Source organism: Stutzerimonas tianxiuensis, from assembly GCF_053470365.1.
Genome location: NZ_JBPVWS010000001.1, coordinates 177,411 through 200,257 on the forward strand (window position 1 = coordinate 177,411; position 22,847 = coordinate 200,257).

Below are 22,847 nucleotides of genomic sequence, written 5' to 3' on the forward strand. Positions count from 1 at the left end.
TTCAGCTCTCCAGCAGGCGCAGCACACCGAGCGGCAGCGGCACATCAAGCAACAGGTCGAACAGGCCAAAGAGCAGCACGCCCATCAGCACGCCACTGATCAGGCACGGCAGCAGGCGTCCGTTGAACAAGAGGCCCAGGGCGAAGGTGGCCAGCGCCGTGGTGATGACAAAGCCAAGCTTCTCGAACAGCACTGCGTACGCCAGCAGTACCAGCACGCAGTAGAGGGCTCGCCGCGCCATCGTCCAGTCGAAACGAGGCGTCGGCTCGCCGTGTGGTTTGCAGAGCAGCCAGAGCGCGCCGCAAGCCATCAGGAACAGCAGCAGTAGCGGGTAGGCGCGCGGGCCGACCGGGTCGTAAGCGAAGGGCGCCTCGAACCCCCAGGCGAGCAGCGCGAGGCCGGCGCAGGCGAGCAGCCAGGCCGCGGCAAAGACACGAACGTACATGATGGAATACCTCGGGAGGAGCCGGCCGCGGCTACCGGTCCGTCGGGACCGAAAGCCGCGAGCGGCGGGGTGTTACTTGACCAGACCGAACTCGGCAGCGAGTTCCTTGTAATCGGCGACCTGCTTGTTGACGAAGGTCTTGAGCTCATCGCCGGTCATCGACAGCGGGAACAGATCACGCTGCTCGCGCAGCTTGGCGAAGTTCTCATCGGCCAGCAGGGTGTCGAACTGGGTCTTCCACCAGTTGAAATCTTCATCACTGACTTCTGGGCCCATGTAGAAGCCACGGATCACCGGCCAGCTGATGTCGTAGCCCTGTTCCTTGGCTGTTGGCAGATCCGACAGCTTGCCGGGCAGGCGATCATCGGACAGCACGGCGAGCACGCGAATCTTGCCGGCTTCGAGCTGCGGGGCGACTTCGCCGAGACCGCTGCTGGTCACCTGGACGTGGCCACCCAGCATGGCCGTGAGGGTTTCACCGCCGCCTTCGAAGGCGACGTAGCGCAGCTTCTTCGGATCAACACCAGCGGCACGGGCGATCAGCGCGGTCTGCATCCAGTCCTGACCACCAATGGTGGCGCCGGCACCAAAGACAACGCTGGCCGGATCCTTCTTCACCGCAGCGATGAGGTCGTCAAGGTCCTTGTAGGGCGCGTCGGCGCGTACCGAAATGGCGCCGTAGTCGGTGCCGATGCCGGCCAGCCAGCGCACGTCGCTTTCGTCATAACGACCGAACTTGCCCTGCGCGAGGTTCAGCAGAGAGCCGCTGGAGAACGCCGTGATGGTCGACGGGTCGTCGGCGCGCTGGGCGATCACTGCGTTGTAGGCCACAGCGCCGACACCGCCAGGCATATAGGTGACCCGCATGGGCGATTCGAGCAGACCGGAATCTTTCAGCCCGCTCTGGGCCAGCTTGCAGGTCAGGTCGAAACCGCCGCCGGGCTTGGCCGGGGCGATGCACTCGGGGCGCTTGGGCTCGGCCATCAGCTGGCTGGACAGAACCAGGCAGGACGAAAGCAGGGCGATACGGCGGATTGCAGTCTTCATGGGTGTCTCCTTTGATTCTTATTGTGGACGGCTTTACCAGATCGGCAGGCTGTAGCTGACGATCAGACGGTTTTCGTCGGCGTCACGGGCGAAATCGGAGCGGAACATGGCGTTGCGCATGCGCACGGCGACATTCTTCAGCGGACCGGTTTGCACGACGTACTTGAGCTCGATGTCGCGTTCCCACTCGCTGCCGTTGCTGCCGCCGCTGTATTCGGCGTTGTCGCCGGAAATATAGCGGGTCAGGAAGGTCAGCCCGGGCACGCCGATGGAGGCTAAGTTGTAGTCGTAACGCGCCTGCCAGGAGCGCTCGTCGGCATTGGCGAAATCGTTGATCTGGACGAAGTTGACCAGGTAGGGATCGCCGCCATCGATATAGGCGTAGCCGGTGTCGCCATTCATCTGCTGATAAGCGACGCTGAGCTTGTGGCCGCCGAGGCTGTAACCCACCATGCCGTTCCAGGCCTGGTTGTCGATCTTGCCGGCATTGGCCGCGCCGGTATCGTCGCTGATCATCAGGCGCAGGTCGGCGGTCAACGCCGAGTTCTTGCCCAGCGGCTGCACGGCCTGCAGATTGAAGAAATGCTGGCGGTAGATGTCGTCTAGCTCGGCGGCGTAGTAGGTGCCGATGAGCTTTTCGTTGAAGTCATAGCGCGCGCCGGCAAAGGTCAGGTGATCGGCCTCGGCCGCGCTGTCGAAACGACCATTTTTGTTGTTGATCTGCAGTTCCTGGGAATTGGTCGAGGCACGGTCGATGACCTTGTCCAGGCGCCCACCGCTCAGGGTGAGGCCGGTCACGTCCTGAGAGACCAAGATCGCACCTTCGAAGACCTGGGGCAGGGTGCGGCTGTCACTGGCTTTTACCACGGGTGTTTCCGGGATGTGGCTGCCGTAGCGGAGTTCGGTTTCCGAGATCTTCGCCTTGGCTGTCAGGCCGAGGCGGCTGAATTCGTCCGGGGTGCTGCCATCGTCGCGGACAGGGAGTAGATCGGTGTTGGCGCGGCCGCCGCCGGAGTCGAGCTTGACGCCGAGCATGCCCATGGCGTCGAGGCCGAAGCCAACGGTGCCTTCGGTGAAGCCGGATTCGATGTTGAGCAGAAAGCCCTGTGCCCATTCTTCACGTTTGGACTGGCCGGAGCCTTCGCGGAAATCGCGATTGAGGTAGATGTTCTGGGTTTGCAGAGTCGCGCTGCTGTCTTCGATGAAATCGGCCTGAGCCATGGGCGCCAGGGAGGCAGCCGCGACGGCGAGGGCAAGACGAGCAGGGGCGGGTTTAATTCTGACGACAGTCAGCATCCTTCAATCTCCACTATTGTTTTTGTTGTGGCGGCGTTGTGCCGCGCCAGGTGGATCGAGCCACCTGATCCCGATCCTAGGCGGCGAAACTTTCGCCAGGCTTTCAGGGGTGAAAGCAGCGTGTGGCGTGCCTTGCCGCTACACTGGCGCCCCGTTCCGTGTGTGGCAGAGGACAGGCAATGCGGATTCTTCTGGTCGAGGACCACCCCCAGTTGGCTGAAAGCGTGGCGCAGGCGTTGCGCGCGGCCGGATGGACGGTTGACCTGCTCAACGATGGCGTGGCTGCTGATCTGGCGTTGTCGACGGAGGACTACGCACTGGCGATCCTTGATGTCGGGCTGCCCAGGCTCGACGGCTTTCAAGTGCTGTCGCGCCTGCGCAAACGCGGCAAGACCCTGCCGGTGCTGATGCTCACAGCGCGCGGGGAGGTGACCGATCGGGTGCATGGGCTCAATCTGGGTGCCGATGACTACTTGGCCAAACCGTTCGAACTCTCCGAGCTTGAGGCACGAGTCAAAGCGTTGTTGCGGCGTAGCGTGGCCGCCGGCGAACGTCAGCAGAGCTGCGGGCCGCTGGTCTATGACCTGGATGCGCGGCGTTTCAGTCTCGGCGGCCAGCCGCTCAGCCTGACCTCACGCGAGCAGGCGGTGCTCGAGGCGCTGATCACCCGGCCCGGTCGGGTCATGAGCAAGGATCAACTGGCGGCGCAGGTATTCGGTCTCGACGAGGACGCCAGTGCCGACGCCATCGAAATCTACATCCACCGGCTGCGCAAGAAACTCGAAGGCAGCTCGGTGCGTATCGTGACCTTCCGTGGGTTGGGCTATCTGCTGGAGGCAGCGGATGCCTGACGCGCTACCCGCGCGCGCGGGCAGTTTGCGCGGTGGCTTGCTGCGCAGACTGGCCATGCTGCTGACCCTGCTGATGCTGTTCAGTGGCTGGAGCGCCTACTGGAACGGGCGCGCCGCCGCCGACACCGCCTATGACCGCACCTTGCTAGCCTCGGCCAGAGCCATAGCGGATGGCCTGGTCGCCAGCGATGGGCAGCTACGGGCGAATGTGCCCTATGTGGCGCTGGACACCTTTGCCTACGACAGCGCCGGGCGTATCTATTACCAGGTGCTGGATACCGAAGGGCGGCTGGTGAGCGGCTACGAGCATCTGCCGGCGCCGAGCGCCGAGATTCGTCGCACTGATGACTATCCCGCGCTGGCTCGCTTCTATGACGGAGAATTCCGCGGCGAAGGCGTCCGGCTGGTGAGTCTGCTGCAGCCGGTGAGCGAGCCGGAGCTCAACGGCATCGCCGAAATTCGCGTCGCCGAGACGCTTGGCGCGCGTGAGCGCCTGGCTCGCAGCCTGTTGATCGACACCCTGTGGCGAGTCGGTCTGCTGGCTGTTACCGCGCTGCTGCTGGTCTGGCTAGCAGTCAGCGCGGCGCTGCGGCCGCTGGGCAAACTCAGCGAGGCCGTCGAGGCGCGACAGCCTGACGATCTGCGGCCGTTGCCGTTGATTGCCGTGCAGCGCGAACTCAAACCACTGGTTGCTGCGCTCAATCAATTCACCGAGCGTTTGCGCGGGCAGTTCGAACGGCAGGCGCAGTTCATTGCCGACGCCGCCCATGAGTTGCGTACGCCCTTGGCGGCGCTGAAGGCGCGTATCGAACTCGGGCAACGTGAGGCGCAACCGCAGCGCTGGCAGGAAACCCTGGAAGAGGCTGGCGCGCATACCGACCGGGTAATTCACCTGGCCAATCAGCTGCTGTCGCTGGCGCGCATCGAAACCGGTGCGCAATCGATTGCCGAAGGCGGCGCCCAGCGCCTCGACCTCAGCCAGCTGGCACGCGAGCTGGGGCTGGCGATGGCCGCGCTGGCGCACAAGCGCGGCGTCGCGCTGGCGCTGGAGGCCGAGCAGCCCGTCTGGATCGATGGCGAGCCGACGCTGCTGACTGAACTGCTGAGCAACTTGCTGGATAACGCCCTGGCGCACACACCCAAAGATGGCAACGTGGTGCTACGGGTAGCGAAAGGCGGCGTGCTGGAGGTCGAGGACGATGGGCCGGGAATACCGGAGCCTGAGCGCGACAAAGTCTTTGCGCGCTTCTATCGGGTGCATCAGCAGGGGCAGGGGGCCGGGCTTGGCCTGGCGATTGTCGGCGAAATCATTCGTGCTCACCGGGCTACTGTCGAGCTCGGTCAGGGCGCGCTGGGCGGGCTGCAGGTCAAGGTGCGCTTCCCTCCACCGGCTCCCGCTTCAGCTGACTGACAGCTCGGTGGCCTCGTCCGGTTCGGCAATCGCCACCTGATTACGGCCGTTGTGTTTGGCCCGATAGAGCGCCGTGTCAGCGGACGCCAGCAGTTGCGCTGAGGTGCAACTCGCCGGCGGCTGCAGGCTCGCGACGCCGATGCTGATGGTCAACGCCAGGCGCTCCCCGTCGTAAACAGGCCGCAGCGCTGCCACCGCCGCGCGGATTCGCTCAGCTTGCTCGCAGGCTTCGCGGCTGTTCATGCCAGGCAGCGCCATGACGAATTCTTCGCCGCCATAGCGTGCAACCACATCGCCCGCCCGTTGACCGTACTGCTTGAGCGTATCGGCTACCAGTCGCAGGCAGTCATCGCCGAACGGATGCCCGTAGCTATCGTTGACCCGCTTGAAATGGTCGATGTCCAGCAGCAGCACCGACAGCGGCGTCTCGGTGCGCTGTGCGCGGCGGATTTCCTCGTCGATCATCACGTCGAAATGGCCGCGGTTCGACAGCTGGGTCAACGCATCGGTGACGCTCAGACGAGTGAGCTGTTCGTTGACCATTTCCAGGCCACGCTTGGCATCTTCAAGCGCACGGGTGCGCTCGTAGACCCGTGCTTCGAGCGCCTCGTTTGCGCGTACCTGCGCCTCCAAGGCCTGTTGTTGCGCCTGCAGACGCTGTTCGCGTTCATGAACAAGCGCCTCAGATGCTTGCAGTGCGCTCTGCTGAGCCAGAACCCGGCGGTCCCGCTCCTGATTGATGCGCTGCGCCAATGCCATGGAAAGCAGAACGAACTCGGCAAACATACCGATCAGCTGGCCGTGCAGGGTCAGCGGGTTCAACGGCAGCATGCCGTCCAGCGCCAGCAGATGGACGATGGTCGCCAGTAGCAGTGTCGACCAGGCAATCGTGAACAGCCTTGCCGAACTGTTGCCGCGAACCCACAGATTGATGACGGCGGCCATCGTCAGGATGCAATGCACCAGCGCGATCTGCTCGGCCATCAGATAGCGTCCGAGCGAGGGCGCGAACAAGAGGACCAGAATCACCACGCCCCAGTAGCCCATCAGCACCCAGGTGACCAGCCAGGGCCAGCCGCCGTAGCGACGAATCTTGAGAAAGCGACTGGCGAACACTAGCGGGGTAAAAAAGCACAGCGCCGCGGATAGCGCGTAGAAACGGCGGGCGATCTGTGGCATTTCGGGCCACAGAAACAACTGACCGAAGCCGGTGATCGTAAGGACGTAAAAAAGCGCGCTGAGCAGATAGAGGACATAGAGCAGATAGGCCACGTCCCGAGTGAACACAAACAGGCTGCTGTTATAGAGAAGGATCACCAGCATCCCGCCAAAGAACAGGCTGATCAACGCGATGTCGGTAAACTTTCCTGCTGCGAACGCCGTCTCGTCAAAGATGACCATTGGCAAGGCCATCAGCTCGTGCGCCTGTACATGCATGTACACCACGGCTCGATCATTGGCCCGCAGCTCCAGCGGGAAGACCAGATTGTGGTCTGCCAGCGGTTGATGGCTCTTGGGTATGTGATCGCCAGCCTGCATCAGCGGACCCCACTCGCCCTCGGCCGGGTAGAACAGGCGAACACGCACATTGTCCAGGATTGGCCATTGCAGGCTCAGGTACCAGCGGTCGGCGTTGGCTGCCCGGCTGTCAAGGTCGAAGCGCACCCAAACGCCTTCAGGCTGTTTCTTGAGGTTGGGCTTGGCCAACGGCTGCCATTGCCAGGAGGCCGCTTGAGCCGTCGCGAAGCCGGCGTCCGAATGCCCGGATACCCACTCCAGCCCGCCCACTTGGAGTGCTGCACCGCTTTTACTGACGACGCCAGGAACCACAGCAGCGGTTACCTGGCCCGACATGAGGCTGGCAAAGGCTGTTAGAAGGCAGAGTAAAAGCCGGCGGAAGCGCATCGGGTGAAAGGTCTCGTCAAACGACCCGTCGCGACGCGTAGGCAACCGATAGGGTCAGGCAGTGGTTTGGCCATTCAAACGATACGGCTAATGTCGCTTTGATACCACTGCCAGGCTACTAACGGCTCGGCCATCCATCGGAACGGGGCTCGGAGCCTTCTCGGCCGGCTAGCCGCGTCGCCGAGTCCAGAATTGCTGTACCAGCATTTCCATGCTGTCAGCCAGCTGAGCGACACCCGAAGCGGTCTCTCGGCTGCGCAGTCCGCTTTCTACATGGTGGTCGGAGCCGCTGCGAATGCTCACGATGTTCTGATTGATGTTCTCGCTTACGGCACTTTGCTGCTCGACCGCCGAGGCAATCTGCAGGCTCATGTCGCTGATCTCGTTCACTCGATGGTTGATGCCCTGAAGCGAGCGAGCCGCCTGTTCGGCCTGCTCGACACTTTCCATGGCCTGATCTCGGCTGCGTTGCATCACCTGCACCGCCTGACGCGCGCCGCCCTGCAGCGCCGCGATCATGGCGTTGATTTCCTGGGTGGACTGCTGTGTCCGTGACGCCAGGCTGCGAACCTCGTCCGCGACCACAGCGAAGCCACGCCCCTGCTCCCCCGCCCGGGCGGCCTCGATGGCAGCGTTGAGTGCTAGCAGGTTGGTCTGCTCGGCGATGCCGCGGATGACATCCAGCACCTTGGTAATATCGTTGCTGTGCGCCTCCAGCTCGTGAATGACATCGCCGGCGTGCTGAATGTCCTGGGCCAGTCGGCCGATAGCTGCGCCCGTCTGATTGACCACATCCGTGCCGGTTGCAGCTTCACTGTTCGCTCGGCTAGCCGCTTCGGCGGTGCGCTGGGCGTTGTTGGCGACTTCCTGCACGCTCATCGCCATCTGGTTGATGGCGGTGGCAACCTGGTCGGTTTCGCTCTGTTGGCGCGATGCACTCTGTGCACTGCTGTCCATGGCGCCTACCAGCTCCCGAGCATGCGTGCTCAGCTGGCGTGAAGCATCGCCAATTCGGCCAACCATCGCGCCAGCTTCCGTCTCCAGGAGTTTCATCGCATAGCTGAGCTGACCGAACTCGTCGCGGCGGCCCGCATAGACCAGTTGACCGACTGCATCGTCTCCAACCTGACGAGCCTGAGCAGCGAGACGTTGCAGCGGTGCCAGCGCAACGTAGGCCAGCACGCTCCCACCCATCGCTGCCGCCGCCGCTGCTCCCAGCGCGGCCACAAGGCCTGCGCCACCTAACAATGCGGCCCCGATGGCGCAGGGTGCAGCACCGAGCGCGACGAGAAGCGCCACGCGGCTGCGGGCACTGAGGGGCGCGCGACGCAGAGCCGCTGGTGGCCGCTTTTCCCGAAGCTGCGCATAGAGCGTTTCGGCTGCTGCCACTTGAGCGGCCTGCGGCTTGGTCCGCACCGATTGATACTCGACCACCTTCCCGTTGCGGCTGATCGGGGTGACAAAGGCGCTGACCCAGTAGTGATCACCATTCTTGCAACGGTTCTTCACCATGCCCATCCATGATCTGCCAGCACGAACGCTGGACCAGAGATCACCGAATGCTTCGGGAGGCATGTCGGGATGGCGGACGATATTGTGATGCTGACCCAGCAATTCACATTCTTCAAAACCGCTGATCTTGATGAAATCGGGGTTCACATAGGTGATATCACCGTTGAGATCGGTGGTGGACAGTATGTTGGCTGTCTCACTGAAGGATACGTCGCGTCCGGTGACCGGTAAGTTCAAGCGCATGGTGAAGTTCTCTGGAGCTAGCTAATTGTTCCGGCACGGACGTCTTGACCGGTGCCCGGACTGGCGCACCTCGCAACCTTGCTAACCACCTTGCGGTGAAATCCTCGGACTTCCAAACGGATCCTGTTCGGTCTCGCTGAACCCTGCATCAGTCGGCCTCGGAGCGCTGCGGCTCGCAAATAGCTCCGGTCGTAGGGCAGCAACAATGATGTGGGTGATGTCATTGTGATATCACGGTATCCGGGCATCTATTCGACCAAAAGACCGAGTTCATTAGTCGGGTAATGGCGCGGTGCCATGAGAAATCTTATGCGAATTAAGATTCCTGTACATATATTTGTATAGGTTTTTCAGGTTTATCCACTTTGACGAGCAACCCTCTATCTCGAAAGCGGTCATAGCCAGGGTCATAGGGCGGCCATGAAGCGCTGAGGTTGCCGTCCGGGCTGTTAGCGGGGCATCGGCCTGCTAGACTCCAAACGTCCCGCTTGGCTCACGAGGCCTGCAGGGCAATTCCAAAACAACCAATAAGGAGTGGATCCATGAAAGGCAAATCCTTGGCATGGATATTTTCCGCCGCGTTGGCGGGAACTGGTCTGAGCGGTATGGCTCAGGCGCAAGAGCAATTCGTCACCATCGGTACCGGTGGTCAGACGGGCGTCTACTACGTCGCGGGTCAGTCGATCTGCCGCTTCGTCAACCGTAACGCTGAGGACCTCAAGTGCAACGCGCCAGCCAGCGGCGGCGGCGTGGCGAACGTCAATGGGCTGCGCAGCGGCGAGTTCAACTTCGGCATCATGCAGTCGGATCACCAGTACAAGGCTATGGAAGGCTTGGAGCCGTTCAAGAGCGAAGGCGCGATGGAAGACATCCGTGCCGTGTTCTCGCTGCAGAGCGAAGTCTTCACCGTGCTGGCTCGCCGTGATGCAAACATCAAGAGCCTGGATGATCTGAAAGGCAAACGCGTCAATATCGGTAATCCCGGCTCCGGTCAGCGGGACACCCTTGAAGAAATCATGAAGGAGAAGGGCTGGGACAAGTCGGCCTTCTCGCTGGCTGCCGAACTGAAGCCGGCTGAGCAAGCCAGCGCTCTGGGCGACAACAACATCGATGCCATGACCTATTTCGTCGGTCACCCCAATGGCGCGATTCAGGAAGCGACCACCACCGTCGATGCCGTTCTGGTTCCGATCACCGGCCCGGAGATCGAAAAGCTGCTGTCCGAGAAGAGCTACTACACCAAGGCTGAAATCCCGGGCGGCATGTACAAGGGCAATGACAGCGCCACGCAGTCGATTGGCGGCAAGGCAGTGCTCTCCACCACGTCCAAGGTCGATGACGAAGTGGTCTACAAGCTGGTCAAGTCGGTGTTCGAAAATATCGAGCGCTTCCAGCGTCTGCACCCTGCTTTCAAAGACCTCAAGCCGGAAGACATGATCAAGGTAGGTCTGTCTGCACCTCTGCATGACGGTGCAGTGCGCTACTACAAGGAACGAGGCTGGATGTAACGGCCTTACGGCTCGCTGCATCATGGTGGGCGGTCCTCCGTCCGCTTTCGCCTGAGAACCCGCGTGCCTTGTGCCGCGGGTTTCGCGGTTTCCGTTCCCTGAAAAAACAGGCCAGATTTCATGCAAGACAACCAACTTTCCACTGAAGAGCTGATTGCCAAGGACGTCGGCGCGCGGCTGCCCGAAGGCGTCATGGCCAAGCTGATCGCCGGCCTCGCGCTGCTCTGGTCGCTGTTCCAGCTGTGGATCGCCTCGCCGTTGCCCTTCATGCTGCGCACCGGTGTGTTCAACAACACCGAGGCGCGTTCGATTCACCTGGCGTTCGCCTTGCTGCTGGCGTTCCTCGCCTATCCGGCATTCAAGCGCTCACCGCGCGACCGAGTGCCACTGATCGATATCGCGCTCGGGCTGATTGCTGCCGCCAGCGCCGGTTATCTGTTCATCGCCTATGAGCAGCTGGCACAGCGCCCCGGTAACCTCACCACCATGGACCTGGTCACCGCTTGCATCGGCATTCCACTGCTGCTGGAGGCCACGCGTCGCGCCCTTGGCCCGGCCCTGGCGGTGATAGCGCTGATCTTCCTCGGCTACAGCCTCGCCGGCCCGTACATGCCCGGCCTGCTGGCGCACCGCGGGGTGAGTTTCACGGCACTGGCCAACCACCAGTGGATCACCACCGAGGGTGTATTCGGTATCGCCCTGGGCGTCTCAACCAGTTTCGTGTTCCTGTTCGTGCTGTTCGGCGCGCTGCTCGAACGCGCGGGTGCAGGCCATTATTTCATTCAGCTGGCCTTCAGCTTGCTTGGTCATTTTCGTGGTGGTCCGGCCAAGGCTGCGGTCGTGGCGTCGGGCATGACCGGTTTGATCTCCGGCTCCTCCATTGCCAACGTGGTGACCACCGGCACATTTACCATCCCGATGATGAAGCGCACGGGTTTCTCTGCGGAGAAGGCCGGCGCGGTGGAAGTGGCCTCATCGGTCAATGGCCAGATCATGCCGCCGGTGATGGGTGCTGCGGCCTTCCTGATGGTCGAGTACGTCGGCATCCCCTACGTTGAAGTGATCAAGCACGCCTTCTTGCCGGCGCTGATCTCCTATATCGCGCTGGTCTACATCGTTCATCTCGAGTCGCTCAAGCTCGGCCTTACGGCGTTGCCTCGCGCAAACGTGGCCAAGCCCTGGATGCAGCGGCTGATTGGCTTTGCCTTTGGCGCCGCACTGATTTCCGGTGTGTCGCTGGCGGTCTACTACGGGCTGGGCTGGCTAAAGCCTGCGCTGGGCGATGCGGCCATCTGGGTGATTGGTGTCTTGCTGGCGGTGGTCTATGTGGCCCTGCTGAAGGTCGCGGCGAGCAACCCACCGCTGCCCGCCGAAGATCCCGACGCCCCGCTGGAAAAACTGCCGCAGACGCGTCCGGTATTGCTCTCAGGGCTGCATTTCCTGCTGCCGGTGGTGGTGCTGGTCTGGTGCCTGATGGTCGAGCGTCTGTCGCCCGGCCTGTCTGCCTTCTGGGGTTCGGTGATGCTGGTCATCATCCTGCTGACCCAGCGACCACTGCTCTCGATGCTGCGCAAGGATGGCAGCCACCAGCACGGCACCTTCATGGATGGCGTGGTTGACCTGCGCGAAGGCCTGATTGCCGGTGCGCGCAACATGATCGGTATCGGCATCGCCACAGCGGCCGCCGGGATCATCGTCGGCGCAGTGTCACAGACCGGTGTGGGCCTGGTGCTGGCTGACCTGGTCGAGCTGCTGTCCATGGGCAACCTGATGCTGATGCTGCTGCTCACGGCATTCCTCAGCCTGATTCTCGGCATGGGGCTGCCGACCACCGCCAACTACATTGTGGTGTCCAGCCTGCTGGCGCCGGTTGTGGTGGCGCTGGGTCAGCAAAGCGGGCTGATCGTGCCACTGATTGCGGTGCACCTGTTCGTCTTCTATTTCGGCATCATGGCGGACGTCACGCCGCCGGTCGGGCTGGCCTCGTTCGCGGCTGCTGCTGTGTCCAAGGGCGATCCGATCAAGACCGGTGTGGTGGCGTTCTACTACAGCCTGCGCACCGCCGCGCTGCCGTTCCTGTTCATCTTCAACACCGATCTGCTGTTGATCGATGTGGACTTCTGGCACGGCGTGGTGATTTTCGTCATCGCGACGCTGGCGATGCTGATCTTTGCGGCGGGCACCCAGGGCTACTTCCTGGTCCGTAGCCGCTGGTACGAAAGCATTCTGCTGCTGCTGATCGCCTTCACGCTGTTCCGGCCAGGCTTCTGGATGGATATCGTCCACGACCCGTACCGGGACATACCGCCCAGCCAGCTGGTCCAGGCGCTCGAAGCGGTCGATGAAGATGGCCAGCTGCGCTTGCGTATCCGTGGCGAAGACGCGGTGGGTGATATGCGCGAGTTCAGCCTGCTGGTGGCGATCCCTGACGGCGAAACCGGCGAACAGAAGCTGGAGAAGCTCGGCGTGATGACCTACGAGGAAGAGGGCAAGGTCCTGATCGACAGTGTGACCTTCGGTAGTCCAGCGGCCGATCTGGGACTGCAGTTCGACCAGGAAATCCTGGCGGTGCGAGCGCCCACTGACCGCCTGCCGAAGGAGTGGATGTGGCTGCCGGCCCTGCTGCTCTTCGGTCTGGTGGTCTGGATGCAGCGCCGGCGCAAACTGGACTGACCATCCCGCAGCGCTGACTAGACCCCGGCCATGCCATGCATCGCCGGGGTTTTTATTGGCTGTGAGACCTGTAATTGCGTGAGCCGGGCAGGCCTAGTCACTGCGCCGATTAGGCTGGCTTGCCGGGGAGGTGCTCGGTTGTAGGTGTTTCCCGAGCAGTCGAAGTCTCGCCAGTAGCGCGTTGTTTGCCGTTGCCGGAGCCTTCCAGCGCCGCGTAGGCCGCGCTGCAGAACAATGAGTTGAGCCGCTTCATGTCGGCGATCAGCTCCAGATGCGCAGCGCTGGTTTCGATGCTTTCCACCACCTGCTGATGCAGACGATGGACATGGGCGTGGGCCAACTCGCGCTCGAGCTTGCGGAACTGGCGCTTCTGCTGCAGCAGTTGGCGGGCGCTGTGTGAATCACCAGACAGAAAGACCGACAAGCCCAGTCCGAGATTGGCAGTGAGCAGGGTGTGCAGCTGGCTGAGCTCATCCAGTCCGCTGTCGGAGAACGAGCGGCGTTTGGAAATTTTCAGGTTTTGCACCTTGCCCAGCATATGCTCGATGATGTCGCCGGCCTGCTCCAGATTGATCGCCAGTTCGATGATCTCCGCCCAGCGCCGGCTCTCCTGTTCGGCCAGATCGTCACGCGGCATGCGTGCCAGGTAGAGCTTGACCCCGCTGTACAGGGCGTCCACGTCATCATCCAGACGACGTATGTCTTCGCCGGGCTCCGGCCGGTCTTCACGCAGCGCCTCGAGCAGGCGCGCCAGCATTGTTTCCACCAGGTCGCCAATACGCAGGGTTTCGCGCGTGGCATTGGCCAAGGCGAGCGTCGGCGTATCCAGCGCAGTGGGGTCGAGATGGCGCGGCTGGGCAATGCCGTTGTCCTGAACCCGCTCCGGTAGCAGTCGCTCGCAGAGCCCTGCCATCAGGCCCACCGTTGGTAGCAACAGCAGGCAGCGCAGCGAGTTGTAAGCCAGGTGAAACGCGATCACCTGGGTTTGTGCGCTGAAGCCAAGCGTCGCCATCCACTCGACCAGCATCGGAAGAAACGGCAGCACCAGCAGGCCAGCGAGCTTGTACAGCAGGTTGCCGAGCGCTACTCGACGAGCCGGAGCAGGTTGCGGCGTGGCGTTGAGCCAGGCCAGAACACCGCTGCCAACATTGGCGCCGATAACCACGCCAAGGGCGACCGGCAGGCTGATCAATCCGGCACTGGCCAGGGTTGCGGTCAGCAGCACGGCGGCAAGGCTGGAATAGGACAGCACGGCGAACAACGCGCCGACGACCACTGCGAGCAAGGTGTCACCGGCCAGGGACGAGAACAACACCCGCATGCCGCGCGCTTCGGTGATGGGCGCGGCCGCGGCCACAATCAGTTGCAACGCGAGAATGATCAGGCCGAGGCCGATCAGCACCCGGCCGAGTTGTCCGGCGCGGGTCTGTTTGCGCGAAAGAAACAGGCAGACCCCAAGCAGGGTGAACAGTGGTGACAGCCAAGCCAGGTCCAGCGTCAGCACCCGCGCCATCAGCGCCGTCCCGACATCGGCGCCGAGCATGATTGCCAGCGCGGTGGGCAGCGCCATCAGGCCCTGGGCAACGAAGGAAATAGCCAGCAGGGCGGTGGCGTTGCTGCTCTGTACCAGCGCAGTGACGCCAATCCCGGCGGTAAAGGCCATGGGCGCGTTGGCCATGCTGTGGCCGAGCAGCCGACGCAGATGCGAGCCATACACCCGCATGATCCCGGTGCGCACGATGTGCGTCCCCCAGACCAGAAGCGCGATGGAGGACAGCAGATGCAACAGCGTCAGCATCGGGCAAGGCCTCCGGCTCTGGATGGTCAACGGCCACAGCTCCCTGCACCTGGGAGGACAAAAAGCTGTGAGTTATAGAACGTTGACCATCGCCGGTAGCCGGCCGTTCACCAAAATGACATCAGTGATGACGCCACGGGTGCCTATTGCCGAGCTGCCAGCCTCATTTAGGTGTGTAGTAGCCCACGCCCAGCAGGACGTCATCGACTCGACGGATCAAGGTGTGTTTTTTCTCCACCGCATTGGTGGCCGGATTGCGCCACGCGTAGTCGACGGTGCCGATGCCCTTGTCCTTGGCCATTTCGATCATCTGCTTGAACAGCGGCGTACCGGCGGCGTCGGTGATTTCACGTACGTCGACGCCCACCAGGTTGGGCGAAGCGCCACTCGCGCGGTATTTGCCGTCCTCCAGGCCGATGACGAAAACGTACTCGTCGTTCATCACGAAGCGACCCTGAGGGTCGTTGAAGGCCTGATAGGCCGCCTCTTCGCCCGAGCGCTTCACCAGCGAGACGGCTTCGTCGAGCATCTTCTGAGCGTGTTCGGCGGAGGAGCGGGGGATGTAGTAGCCGACCACCAGAATCTGATCGCCGACCTTGCGGTACAGGCTGGTCTTGTTCTCGACCTTGTTGTCGGCCGGGTTCAGCCAGTGGTACTTGACCTGGCCGCTGTCGCTGGTCTTGGCCCCTTCGACTATCTCGCGGATGAAGGGCTGGCCGGCGGCATCCTTTAGATCCATCACGTTGAGCCCGACCAGTGCACGGGAAGCGCCGTTGCTGGCGAGCATGGTCCCGGCCGTGTCCAGAACAAACACATAATGCTGGCCGTCAACGAAGCCGCCCTTACGGTCATTGAAGGCTGCAAGGGCTTGCTCTGGCCCCGCTTGCTGCAGGTGTGTGGCGGCGCGATCAAGCAGTGCGTTGGCCTGTCGTGCATGGCTGCGTTCTACCGAGCCTTTGGCCTGGGCTCCATCAGTGGCGGAATACGCCAGCGGTGAGGCGCATAGCGCTGCGCCCAGTGAAAGAATCAGCAGGTTCCGGTGGTTCAGTTTCATCGGTTGCTCCTAGCCTGAGGCAGGCGATGGCTGCAAAGGTGCATGGGGACTGCCTGCTATGAAATATCCTACGGCCCGTGGGGGCATTGATATTGATCACAAGGACCGTTGGCTTCCTGCAAAAGGAGTAGGAACAATCGCCGCATGGCAGATGGACGACACGCTCCGCGCGCCGACCCTAACTTGCTACCCTTGCCCGCTGACCCAACCGAAGCCGCCCCGATGCTCAGCCTCTATCACGCTCCTGACCTTGAAACCCTCGGTGAACTGGCCACGCGCCTGCTCGCCCAGCCGCTCGCCGACCCCTTCGCCCCGGCGCTGGTGGTGGTGCCGAGCCAGGGCATGGGCCGCTGGCTGACGCTGGAGCTGGCGCGCAAGCAGGGCATCGCCATGCAGCTGGAGATTCAGCTGCCGGCCAAGTTCGTCTGGGACCTGAGTCGCACCGTGCTGGGCAGCCTGCCGGAGCAATCGGCGTTCTCCCCGACCACGCTGACCTGGCGCCTCTATGGCTGGCTTTGCGAGCCAACCAATCTTGAGCTGGCGCCACGTCTGGCGCAGTACCTCGACGGCGGTGACGAGCGCCGACGATTGTCGCTGGCGGCGAAAATCGCCGACGTGTTCGACCAGTACCTGCTCTATCGCGACGACTGGCTGGCGGCCTGGGAGCGTGGCGAAACCTTCGATCTCGGCCCCGATGAAGCCTGGCAGGCGCTGCTCTGGCGCGAACTGACCAAGGACGGCCACCCGCACCGGGCACGGCTGCTGGGCGACTTGCTGCAACGGCTCTACAGCGACGAGCCCTTGCCGGGGCTGCCGGAGCGTCTGCTGGTGTTCGGTATCAGCAGCCTGCCACCGCACCACCTGCGCGTGCTCGACGGCCTGGCGCAGCATATCGACGTGGTGGTCTGCGCACTCAACCCGAGCCGCGAGGCCTGGGGCGAGATTCGTGATATCCGCGAGCTGGCGCGCCAGCCCGAGAGCGGTGCTGACGATTGGTACCTGGACGTGGGTCACCCGTTGCTGGCCAGCCTTGGCAAGCAGGGCCGGGACTTCTTCGACTCGCTGTTCAGCCTGACCGCCAGCGAAGGCAGCCAGGAGTTCGGCCTGTATTCCGAAGACGAAGACCTGCGCGACGACAGCCTGCTGCACGCCCTGCAGAACGACATCCTGCGCCTGCGCACCCGCCTGCCGGATGAGCGCATCACGCTGGGCGACGGTGACCGTTCGCTGGAAGTGCATATCGCCCATTCGCCGCTGCGGGAGGTGGAAATCCTGCATGACCAGCTGCTGGCTCGCTTCGCCGCCAACCCGGCGCTGACGCCTGATCAGGTGGTGGTGCTGACCCCCGACATCGAGCGCTACGCACCCTTTATCGAAGCCGTGTTCGCCCCCCGCGAGGGCAGCCCGCGGATTCCTTACAGCCTGGCCGACCGCAGCCTGCGCGCCGAGATGCCGCTGATCGAGGCCTTCCTCGAATTGCTGATGCTGGCGCAGAGCCGTTTCACCGCCGAAGAAGTCCTCGCCTGGCTGGAGCAGCCGGCCATTGCCCGCCGCGCCGGCATCGAAAGCGAAGACCTGCCGCTGCTACGCGACTGGTTGCGCGAAGCCGGCGTGCGTTGGGGCCGTGACGGCAGTCAGCGGGCCCGTCTCGGCCTGCCGGACGAATCGGCTTTTACCTGGCGTCAGGGGCTGGACCGTCTGCTGCTGGGCTTTGCCGCGCCGCCGCAACTGGCTGGCGACCACGCGCCACTGCTCGGTGATCACTGGCCGCTGGATGCGCTTGAAGGCGCGCGCGGGCAGTTGCTGGGGCGGCTGGTGGAATTTGTCGAACGTCTCGGCACGCTGGCCGATCAACTGGCGCGGCCGCGTCCGTTGTCCGAGTGGGCCGATGACCTGCAAATCCTGATCGACACCCTGTTCGACGAGCGCGAAGCCGGCGACACGTTACTCTTGTTGTCCCAGGCCTGTGCTGCTTTGCGCGAACAGGCCCAGGCTGCTGACCTGACTCGACCCATCGAACTGGAACTGGTGCACCAGCAGCTCAGCGCCGCCCTGCAGCAGGGCGGCGGCGCCTCGGGCTTTCTCACCGGTGCGGTGACCTTCTGCACCATGGTGCCGATGCGCAGCCTGCCGTTCCGCGTGGTCTGCCTGCTGGGCCTGGACGATGGTGCGTTCCCGCGGCGCACGCCGCCGTCGGGCTTCGACCTGATCGGCCGCCATCCACGGCGCGGGGATCGTGCACGACGTCTCGATGACCGCTATCTGCTGCTGGAAACCCTGCTCTCGGCGCGTGAGGCGCTGTACCTGTCTTATGTCGGCCGTGACCCGCGTGACAACGCGGTGTTGCCACCTTCGGTGTTGCTCAGCGAAGTGCTCGAAGCGATCGATATGACCGCCGTGTTGCCGCCTGCTGATCTGGCATCCAAGAGCGCCAACGAGCCTGCGCCTAAGACGGTTAGCCAGAAGATACTCGTCGCCCACCCATTACAGCCGTTTTCTCCACGCAATTTCGGCGACGCGCCCTGTGCGGGTTTTTCGCTGCCCTGGTTCCGCGCCGCCCAGCGCCTGGCCGAGCCGCCGCAGCCTCAGCCGCAGCCGTTCGCAAGCCTTCTCGCCGAGCCTGACGAGTCCTGGCTGACCATCGAGCCGTCGCAGCTGTTGCAGTGTTTCCGCCATCCGGCGCGTTTTCTGCTGGAGCAGCGCCTCGGTTTGCGCCTGGCTGACGATCAGGAATCGCTCGCCAGCGACGAGCCCTTCGACTTGGAGATGCCGGCCTGGAACGGCCTGCGGCGCCTGTCACTGCAGGCGATGGAGCACGGCTGGAGCGATGAAGACGAACGCCGCATGGCCTGTGCTGCCGGTTGGCTGCCGACCGGCGAACTTGGCCAGGCGCTGTGGGGCAAGCTGCGCGGGCCGGTGCGTGCCTTCGCGCCGCGCCTGTTCGAACTGCGCCCGGACGCGGTGCCCGAGCCGCTGCCGGTGGATATCACCCTGGCCGGTGTGCGCGTGCATGGCTGGCTGGACGGCGTGACCCCGGCCGGGCTGTTCGGCTGGAAGCTTGGCCGTCTCGGTGAGTGGGACCTGCCGCCGTTCTGGCTGCGCCATCTGCTGCTCAACCTGTCCGCCACGTCGGGTATCGAACGCAGCAGTTTGATGCTTTCGCCTGCAGGCGATTGGCAGCTGGGCCCGCTGGCGAACGCCACCGAGCTGCTCGAACCCTGGCTCGCCGCCTATCGCAGTGCCATCTGCGAGCCGCTGTCGCTATTGCCGCGTAGCAGCCATGCCTTCGCCAAGGGTTATCGCAAGCCAGCCCGCGGCAGCGAACCGCTCGACTGTGGCCGCAAGCGCGCCCGTGAAGCCTGGCTGGGGGCGGAATTCAGCCCTATCGCTGCCGAGGCTGAAGACCCTTGCAACGCCTTGGCCTTCCGCGACTGTGATCCGCTGGATGAGCGCTTCGAAACCCTGGCCCAACAGCTAATAGGTCCCGCACTGGATGCCTTGGCCGATGAGGAGGAAGACCAATGAAACTCGACCTGCTCGATTCGCCTTTCGACGGCCGCTCGCTGATCGAGGCCAGCGCCGGCACCGGCAAGACCTGGACGCTGACGGCGCTTTACGCCCGTTTGCTGCTGGAGCGACAGTTGTCGGTGGGGCAGATCCTTGTGGTCACCTACACGACTGCAGCCACGGCCGAACTGCGCGAGCGCATCCGTGCGCGGCTGGCCGATCTGCTTGCCGTGTATGAAGGCACGCCGAGCAGCGACGATTTCCTCAACCGCTTGCACGCGCGCTACCCGGATGAAGCCTCGCGCCGCCGCCTGTTGTTGGCCGTGCATGGCTTCGACGAAGCGGCGATCTTCACCATTCACGGCTTCTGCCAGCGCGCGCTGCAGGATGCGGCCTTCGAGGCCGGTGGAGATTTCGACAGCGAGCTGACCGCCGATGACCGCGAGATTATTGACGCGCTGCTCGCCGATGCCTGGCGCAGCGAATTGGCCGACGCCGATTCAGCCTGGGCGCGCTTCCTGGCGAAGAGCCGAATCACACCCGTCTGGCTGCGCCAGCGGCTGCGCAGCCATTTGGGCAAGCCCTATCTGCGCGTCGAGCCGCAGGGGGCGCCCGTTGCCGCCGACCTGCGTCCGGTAGAAGCGGCCTGGCAGCGCGCTGCCGAATTGTGGAAGCGAGCTGGCAGCGCTTGGGTCGCCGAGTTGCTGGCACATGGCGGGCTCAGCCAGAGCACCCACAAGAACATCAAGTTCGCCCCCTGGCAGGTGGAACTGGACGCCTATTTTTCCGACCCGGCAGTGATGTTCGACCTGCCCGACGGCGCGGCCAAATTCGGCGTTCGAGCTTTGAACAAGGCCTGTAAGAAGGGCTATGACGCGCCGGTCTGCGAGCTGGCCCATGCACTGGATGAACTGGCCGATCAGGTCGCCGAAGCGCTGCCGGCCGGCAAGCAACGGCTTATCGCCCTGCAGGTCGCGCTGATGGAACGGCTCAACCGCGAGCTGCCGGAACGCAAGGCGGCGCAACGGCTATTGGCCTTCGACGATCTGCTCAACCGGCTGGATCAGGCGCTGCAAGGGCCGGTCGGCCATGACTTGGCGGCTTCGTTGCGCGCCACCTATCCGCTGGCGTTGATCGACGAGTTCCAGGACACCGACCCGATCCAGTACGCCATCTTCAACCGCATTTATGCCAAGGCCAGCGAGGCGTCGCTGTGTTTCGTCGGCGATCCCAAACAGGCGATCTATGCCTTCCGCGGTGCGGACCTGGCGACCTACATGACGGCCAAGCAGCAGGCCGATCGTGAGCCCTTCAACCTGCCGACCAACTACCGCTCGACGCCGGAGCTGATCGCCGCGTTGAACCAGCTGTTCGATCATCCGCAGCCGTTTGCCCAATCTGATCTGCGCTATCCAGCTGTAGGTGCGGCCGTCAAGCCGCGTGCGAGCTTGCGGCTGGTGGAGGAGGGCGAGGCGGCGCCGCTGTCACTTGTCTGGCTCGGCGACAATCCGCTGGGCAAGGGTGAGGCCGGGCAATTGGCGGCGAGCGACACCGCACGGCGTATTGCCCTGCAGCTGGCCGTTGCCGCCGAGGGACGCGCCGGTTTCGACAAGGACGGCCAGTTCACGCCGCTTAAGGGCGGCGATATCGCCGTGCTGGTGGCCAATCATCGCCAGGCCGGAATGATCGCCGACGAGCTGGCCGCCCGTGGCGTGCCCAGCGTGCGCCGTGGGCGCGACAGTGTCTGGCGCAGCGAAGAGGCGGGCGAGCTGGCCGCGGTGCTGGCCGCCTACGCTGAACCCGGTCGCGAAGGCTTGCTGCGCTATGCCCTGGCCACGCGCCTGCTGGGCCGTAGCGCCGCCGATCTCGCTCGCTGCCAGGACGATCAGCAGCAATGGGACGCCGAACGCGAAGCCGCCGAGCGTTATCACCAACTTTGGCAGCAGCAGGGCTTTATGCGCGTGTTCCGTGCCTGGCTCGATGAACAGGCGGTGGCCGAACGGCTGCTGGCGCGGGTCGACGGCGAACGTCGGCTGACCAATCTGCTGCACCTCGGCGAGCTGCTACAAGCCGAAAGCCTGCTGCGGCCGGGGCTGGAGCCGCTGCTCGCCTGGTTCAACGCCCAACGCGGTAGCGAAGGCGCCGGCGAAGAAGCGCTACTGCGCCTGGAAAGCGATGCCGAACGGGTGCAGATCGTCACCATCCACACGAGCAAGGGCCTGGAATACCCGTTGGTGTTCTGCCCCTTCCTCTGGGACGGCAAGCTGCTCGGCAAGAACCGCGACAGCGCCCGCTGCCACGACGCCAGCGGCCAGCCGTTGCTGGACCTGGGCAGTGATGAACTGGAGGACAACCTCGAACGTGCCCGCCAGGAGGTGTTTGCCGAACAGCTGCGCCTGGCCTATGTCGCCCTGACTCGCGCCCGCGACCGGCTTTGGTTGCACTGGGGGCCTGTAAATCTCTGCAAACCAAAAAAGGACGGCAGCCTGGCCGACGAAGGTCTGCACAGCAGCGCCCTGGCTTGGCTGCTGCATGGGCGCGAACTCCCAGGTGAGCAACCGCTGAGCGAGCTGGGCAACTACCTGGCTGACCTCAACGGCGGCAGCCTGCGCCTGGCCATCGAGCGACTGGTGCAGGGGAGCGACGGCCACATGGCCTGCCTGCCGCTGGAGTCACGCGAAGCCAGTGCTCAAGGCCCCGGCCGAGCGGCGCCGCCTCAGCAGCTGTCGCAGCTCAATCGCAGCCTGCACAGCGCCTGGCGCATCGGCAGCTTCTCCGGCCTTGCAGCCGGCATGCATATGGAAGCGCCGGACCGTGATGCCCTGGCCATTCCTGATGCCGGCGAGCCGGGCAGCGGCTTCTTTGCTTTCCCCCGCGGTGCGCGGGCCGGTACCTGCCTGCATGCGATCCTCGAAGACTGGGCGCGGGGCAAAGGCGAGCTGGCGGAACTCGTCGAGCCTGCGTTGCAGGCCTACGGTCTGCCGCTGGAGTGGAAGGAAGTCGCCATCAGCCATCTGCAGAAGGTGCTCGAAACCGATATGGATGGCGCCGGCCTGACGCTTGCGGCGTTGCAGTCTGCCAGACGGCTGCCGGAGCTGGGCTTTACCTTTCCGGTGCGTGACCTGGACGTAGCGCGGCTGCGCAGCCTGCTGGTTGATCCGGCCAACGGTCTCGCCGAACCGCTGCGCGAAGCGGCGGCACGGTTGGAGTTCGACAGCCTCAAGGGTTTCCTGAAGGGCTTTATCGACCTGACCTTCGAGCACGACGGCCGCTGGTACATCGCCGACTACAAGTCCAACTGGCTCGGCCCGGATGCGGGTTACTACGGCGGCGAACGGCTGCTGCAAGCGCTGGCGGGCGAGCATTACTACCTGCAATACCTGATCTACCTGGTGGCGCTACGGCGCTTTCTGCGCCAGCGGCTGGCGGATTTTCAAGACGATCAGCTGGGCGGTGCCTTCTACCTGTTCCTGCGCGGCATGCCGGATGCCGGGGTGTATTTCGCGAGGCCGGATGATGCCTTGCTCGATGCGCTGGATCGGTTGTTTGAGGAGGGGCGGTGATGGTGCGCTTTGGCGGCATTGACCGCGAATGTGG

13 protein-coding genes are annotated in these 22,847 nt (G+C 63.7%); 6 read left to right on the forward strand and 7 right to left on the reverse strand.

What is annotated here, in order from left to right; genetic code table 11:
* Position 1: 1 nt before the first annotated feature.
* The 3 genes from ACSSNI_RS00740 to ACSSNI_RS00750 all read right to left on the reverse strand — a co-directional run bounded on the left by ACSSNI_RS00740 (position 2) and on the right by ACSSNI_RS00750 (position 2,788).
* Positions 2 to 445, reverse strand: coding sequence for a tripartite tricarboxylate transporter TctB family protein (locus tag ACSSNI_RS00740; RefSeq protein WP_102836601.1), 444 nt, complete (start codon positions 443 to 445; stop codon positions 2 to 4).
* Positions 446 to 517: 72 nt separating this feature from the next.
* Positions 518 to 1,492, reverse strand: a complete 975-nt coding sequence (locus tag ACSSNI_RS00745) for a Bug family tripartite tricarboxylate transporter substrate binding protein (RefSeq protein ID WP_200640022.1) — start codon at positions 1,490 to 1,492, stop codon at positions 518 to 520.
* Positions 1,493 to 1,525: 33 nt separating this feature from the next.
* Positions 1,526 to 2,788: an OprD family porin gene (locus tag ACSSNI_RS00750; protein WP_200640021.1), complete on the reverse strand. Its 1,263-nt coding sequence runs from the start codon at positions 2,786 to 2,788 to the stop codon at positions 1,526 to 1,528.
* 179 nt (positions 2,789 to 2,967) lie between these two features.
* Here ACSSNI_RS00750 and ACSSNI_RS00755 point away from each other — a divergent pair, with 179 nt between their 5' ends.
* Together ACSSNI_RS00755 and ACSSNI_RS00760 are read left to right on the forward strand one after the other, a co-directional pair.
* Entirely contained in the window at positions 2,968 to 3,639 is a 672-nt protein-coding gene (locus tag ACSSNI_RS00755; protein ID WP_102836604.1) for a response regulator, read from the forward strand.
* A complete protein-coding gene (locus ACSSNI_RS00760) occupies positions 3,632 to 5,050 on the forward strand; it encodes a sensor histidine kinase (RefSeq protein WP_200640020.1) in 1,419 nt (472 codons plus the stop codon). The genes ACSSNI_RS00755 and ACSSNI_RS00760 overlap by 8 nt, the downstream gene beginning before the upstream one ends.
* Here the strand turns inward: ACSSNI_RS00760 and ACSSNI_RS00765 are convergent.
* Entirely contained in the window at positions 5,039 to 6,904 is a 1,866-nt protein-coding gene (locus ACSSNI_RS00765) for a sensor domain-containing diguanylate cyclase (RefSeq protein WP_234484679.1), read from the reverse strand. The two genes, ACSSNI_RS00760 and ACSSNI_RS00765, sit on opposite strands and share 12 nt — an antisense overlap.
* Positions 6,905 to 7,123: 219 nt before the next feature.
* Positions 7,124 to 8,710 (reverse strand): methyl-accepting chemotaxis protein, encoded by a 1,587-nt coding sequence (locus ACSSNI_RS00770; protein ID WP_200640019.1) that lies wholly within the window; start codon positions 8,708 to 8,710, stop codon positions 7,124 to 7,126.
* A gap of 542 nt (positions 8,711 to 9,252) precedes the next feature.
* Between ACSSNI_RS00770 and ACSSNI_RS00775 the strand changes: the two genes are divergently transcribed.
* Together ACSSNI_RS00775 and ACSSNI_RS00780 are read left to right on the forward strand one after the other, a co-directional pair.
* On the forward strand, positions 9,253 to 10,218 hold the full coding sequence (locus ACSSNI_RS00775) for a TAXI family TRAP transporter solute-binding subunit (RefSeq protein ID WP_102836608.1): 966 nt from the start codon (positions 9,253 to 9,255) through the stop codon (positions 10,216 to 10,218).
* A 120-nt stretch (positions 10,219 to 10,338) separates the two neighbouring features.
* Entirely contained in the window at positions 10,339 to 12,891 is a 2,553-nt protein-coding gene (locus ACSSNI_RS00780; RefSeq protein ID WP_148925517.1) for a TRAP transporter permease, read from the forward strand.
* A 109-nt stretch (positions 12,892 to 13,000) separates the two neighbouring features.
* Here ACSSNI_RS00780 and ACSSNI_RS00785 read toward each other — a convergent pair whose 3' ends face one another.
* On the reverse strand, positions 13,001 to 14,689 hold the full coding sequence (locus ACSSNI_RS00785) for a Na/Pi cotransporter family protein (RefSeq protein WP_148925516.1): 1,689 nt from the start codon (positions 14,687 to 14,689) through the stop codon (positions 13,001 to 13,003).
* A gap of 163 nt (positions 14,690 to 14,852) precedes the next feature.
* Positions 14,853 to 15,743, reverse strand: coding sequence for a cache domain-containing protein (locus ACSSNI_RS00790; protein ID WP_200640018.1), 891 nt, complete (start codon positions 15,741 to 15,743; stop codon positions 14,853 to 14,855).
* Positions 15,744 to 15,965: 222 nt separating this feature from the next.
* Between ACSSNI_RS00790 and recC the strand changes: the two genes are divergently transcribed.
* Together recC and recB are read left to right on the forward strand one after the other, a co-directional pair.
* Positions 15,966 to 19,268, forward strand: coding sequence for an exodeoxyribonuclease V subunit gamma (gene recC, locus ACSSNI_RS00795; RefSeq protein ID WP_200640704.1), 3,303 nt, complete (start codon positions 15,966 to 15,968; stop codon positions 19,266 to 19,268).
* Positions 19,265 to 22,813 carry an exodeoxyribonuclease V subunit beta gene (gene recB / locus ACSSNI_RS00800; protein ID WP_200640017.1) on the forward strand — a complete coding sequence of 1,183 codons (3,549 nt, stop codon included), beginning with the start codon at positions 19,265 to 19,267 and terminating at the stop codon, positions 22,811 to 22,813. Before recC ends, recB begins: the two co-directional genes overlap by 4 nt.
* Positions 22,814 to 22,847: the final 34 nt, after the last annotated feature.

Excerpts from the sequence above, each read along its gene's own strand:
- ACSSNI_RS00790 (WP_200640018.1), bottom strand. The coding sequence starts at position 15,743 with ATGAAACTGAACCACCGGAACCTGCTGATTCTTTCACTGGGCGCAGCG.
- ACSSNI_RS00770 (WP_200640019.1), bottom strand. The coding sequence starts at position 8,710 with ATGCGCTTGAACTTACCGGTCACCGGACGCGACGTATCCTTCAGTGAG.
- ACSSNI_RS00785 (WP_148925516.1), bottom strand. The coding sequence starts at position 14,689 with ATGCTGACGCTGTTGCATCTGCTGTCCTCCATCGCGCTTCTGGTCTGG.
- ACSSNI_RS00765 (WP_234484679.1), bottom strand. The coding sequence starts at position 6,904 with ATGTCGGGCCAGGTAACCGCTGCTGTGGTTCCTGGCGTCGTCAGTAAA.
- ACSSNI_RS00780 (WP_148925517.1), top strand. The coding sequence starts at position 10,339 with ATGCAAGACAACCAACTTTCCACTGAAGAGCTGATTGCCAAGGACGTC.
- ACSSNI_RS00740 (WP_102836601.1), bottom strand. The coding sequence starts at position 445 with ATGTACGTTCGTGTCTTTGCCGCGGCCTGGCTGCTCGCCTGCGCCGGC.
- ACSSNI_RS00760 (WP_200640020.1), top strand. The coding sequence starts at position 3,632 with ATGCCTGACGCGCTACCCGCGCGCGCGGGCAGTTTGCGCGGTGGCTTG.
- recB (WP_200640017.1), top strand. The coding sequence starts at position 19,265 with ATGAAACTCGACCTGCTCGATTCGCCTTTCGACGGCCGCTCGCTGATC.
- ACSSNI_RS00750 (WP_200640021.1), bottom strand. The coding sequence starts at position 2,788 with ATGCTGACTGTCGTCAGAATTAAACCCGCCCCTGCTCGTCTTGCCCTC.
- ACSSNI_RS00745 (WP_200640022.1), bottom strand. The coding sequence starts at position 1,492 with ATGAAGACTGCAATCCGCCGTATCGCCCTGCTTTCGTCCTGCCTGGTT.
- recC (WP_200640704.1), top strand. The coding sequence starts at position 15,966 with ATGCTCAGCCTCTATCACGCTCCTGACCTTGAAACCCTCGGTGAACTG.
- ACSSNI_RS00775 (WP_102836608.1), top strand. The coding sequence starts at position 9,253 with ATGAAAGGCAAATCCTTGGCATGGATATTTTCCGCCGCGTTGGCGGGA.
- ACSSNI_RS00755 (WP_102836604.1), top strand. The coding sequence starts at position 2,968 with ATGCGGATTCTTCTGGTCGAGGACCACCCCCAGTTGGCTGAAAGCGTG.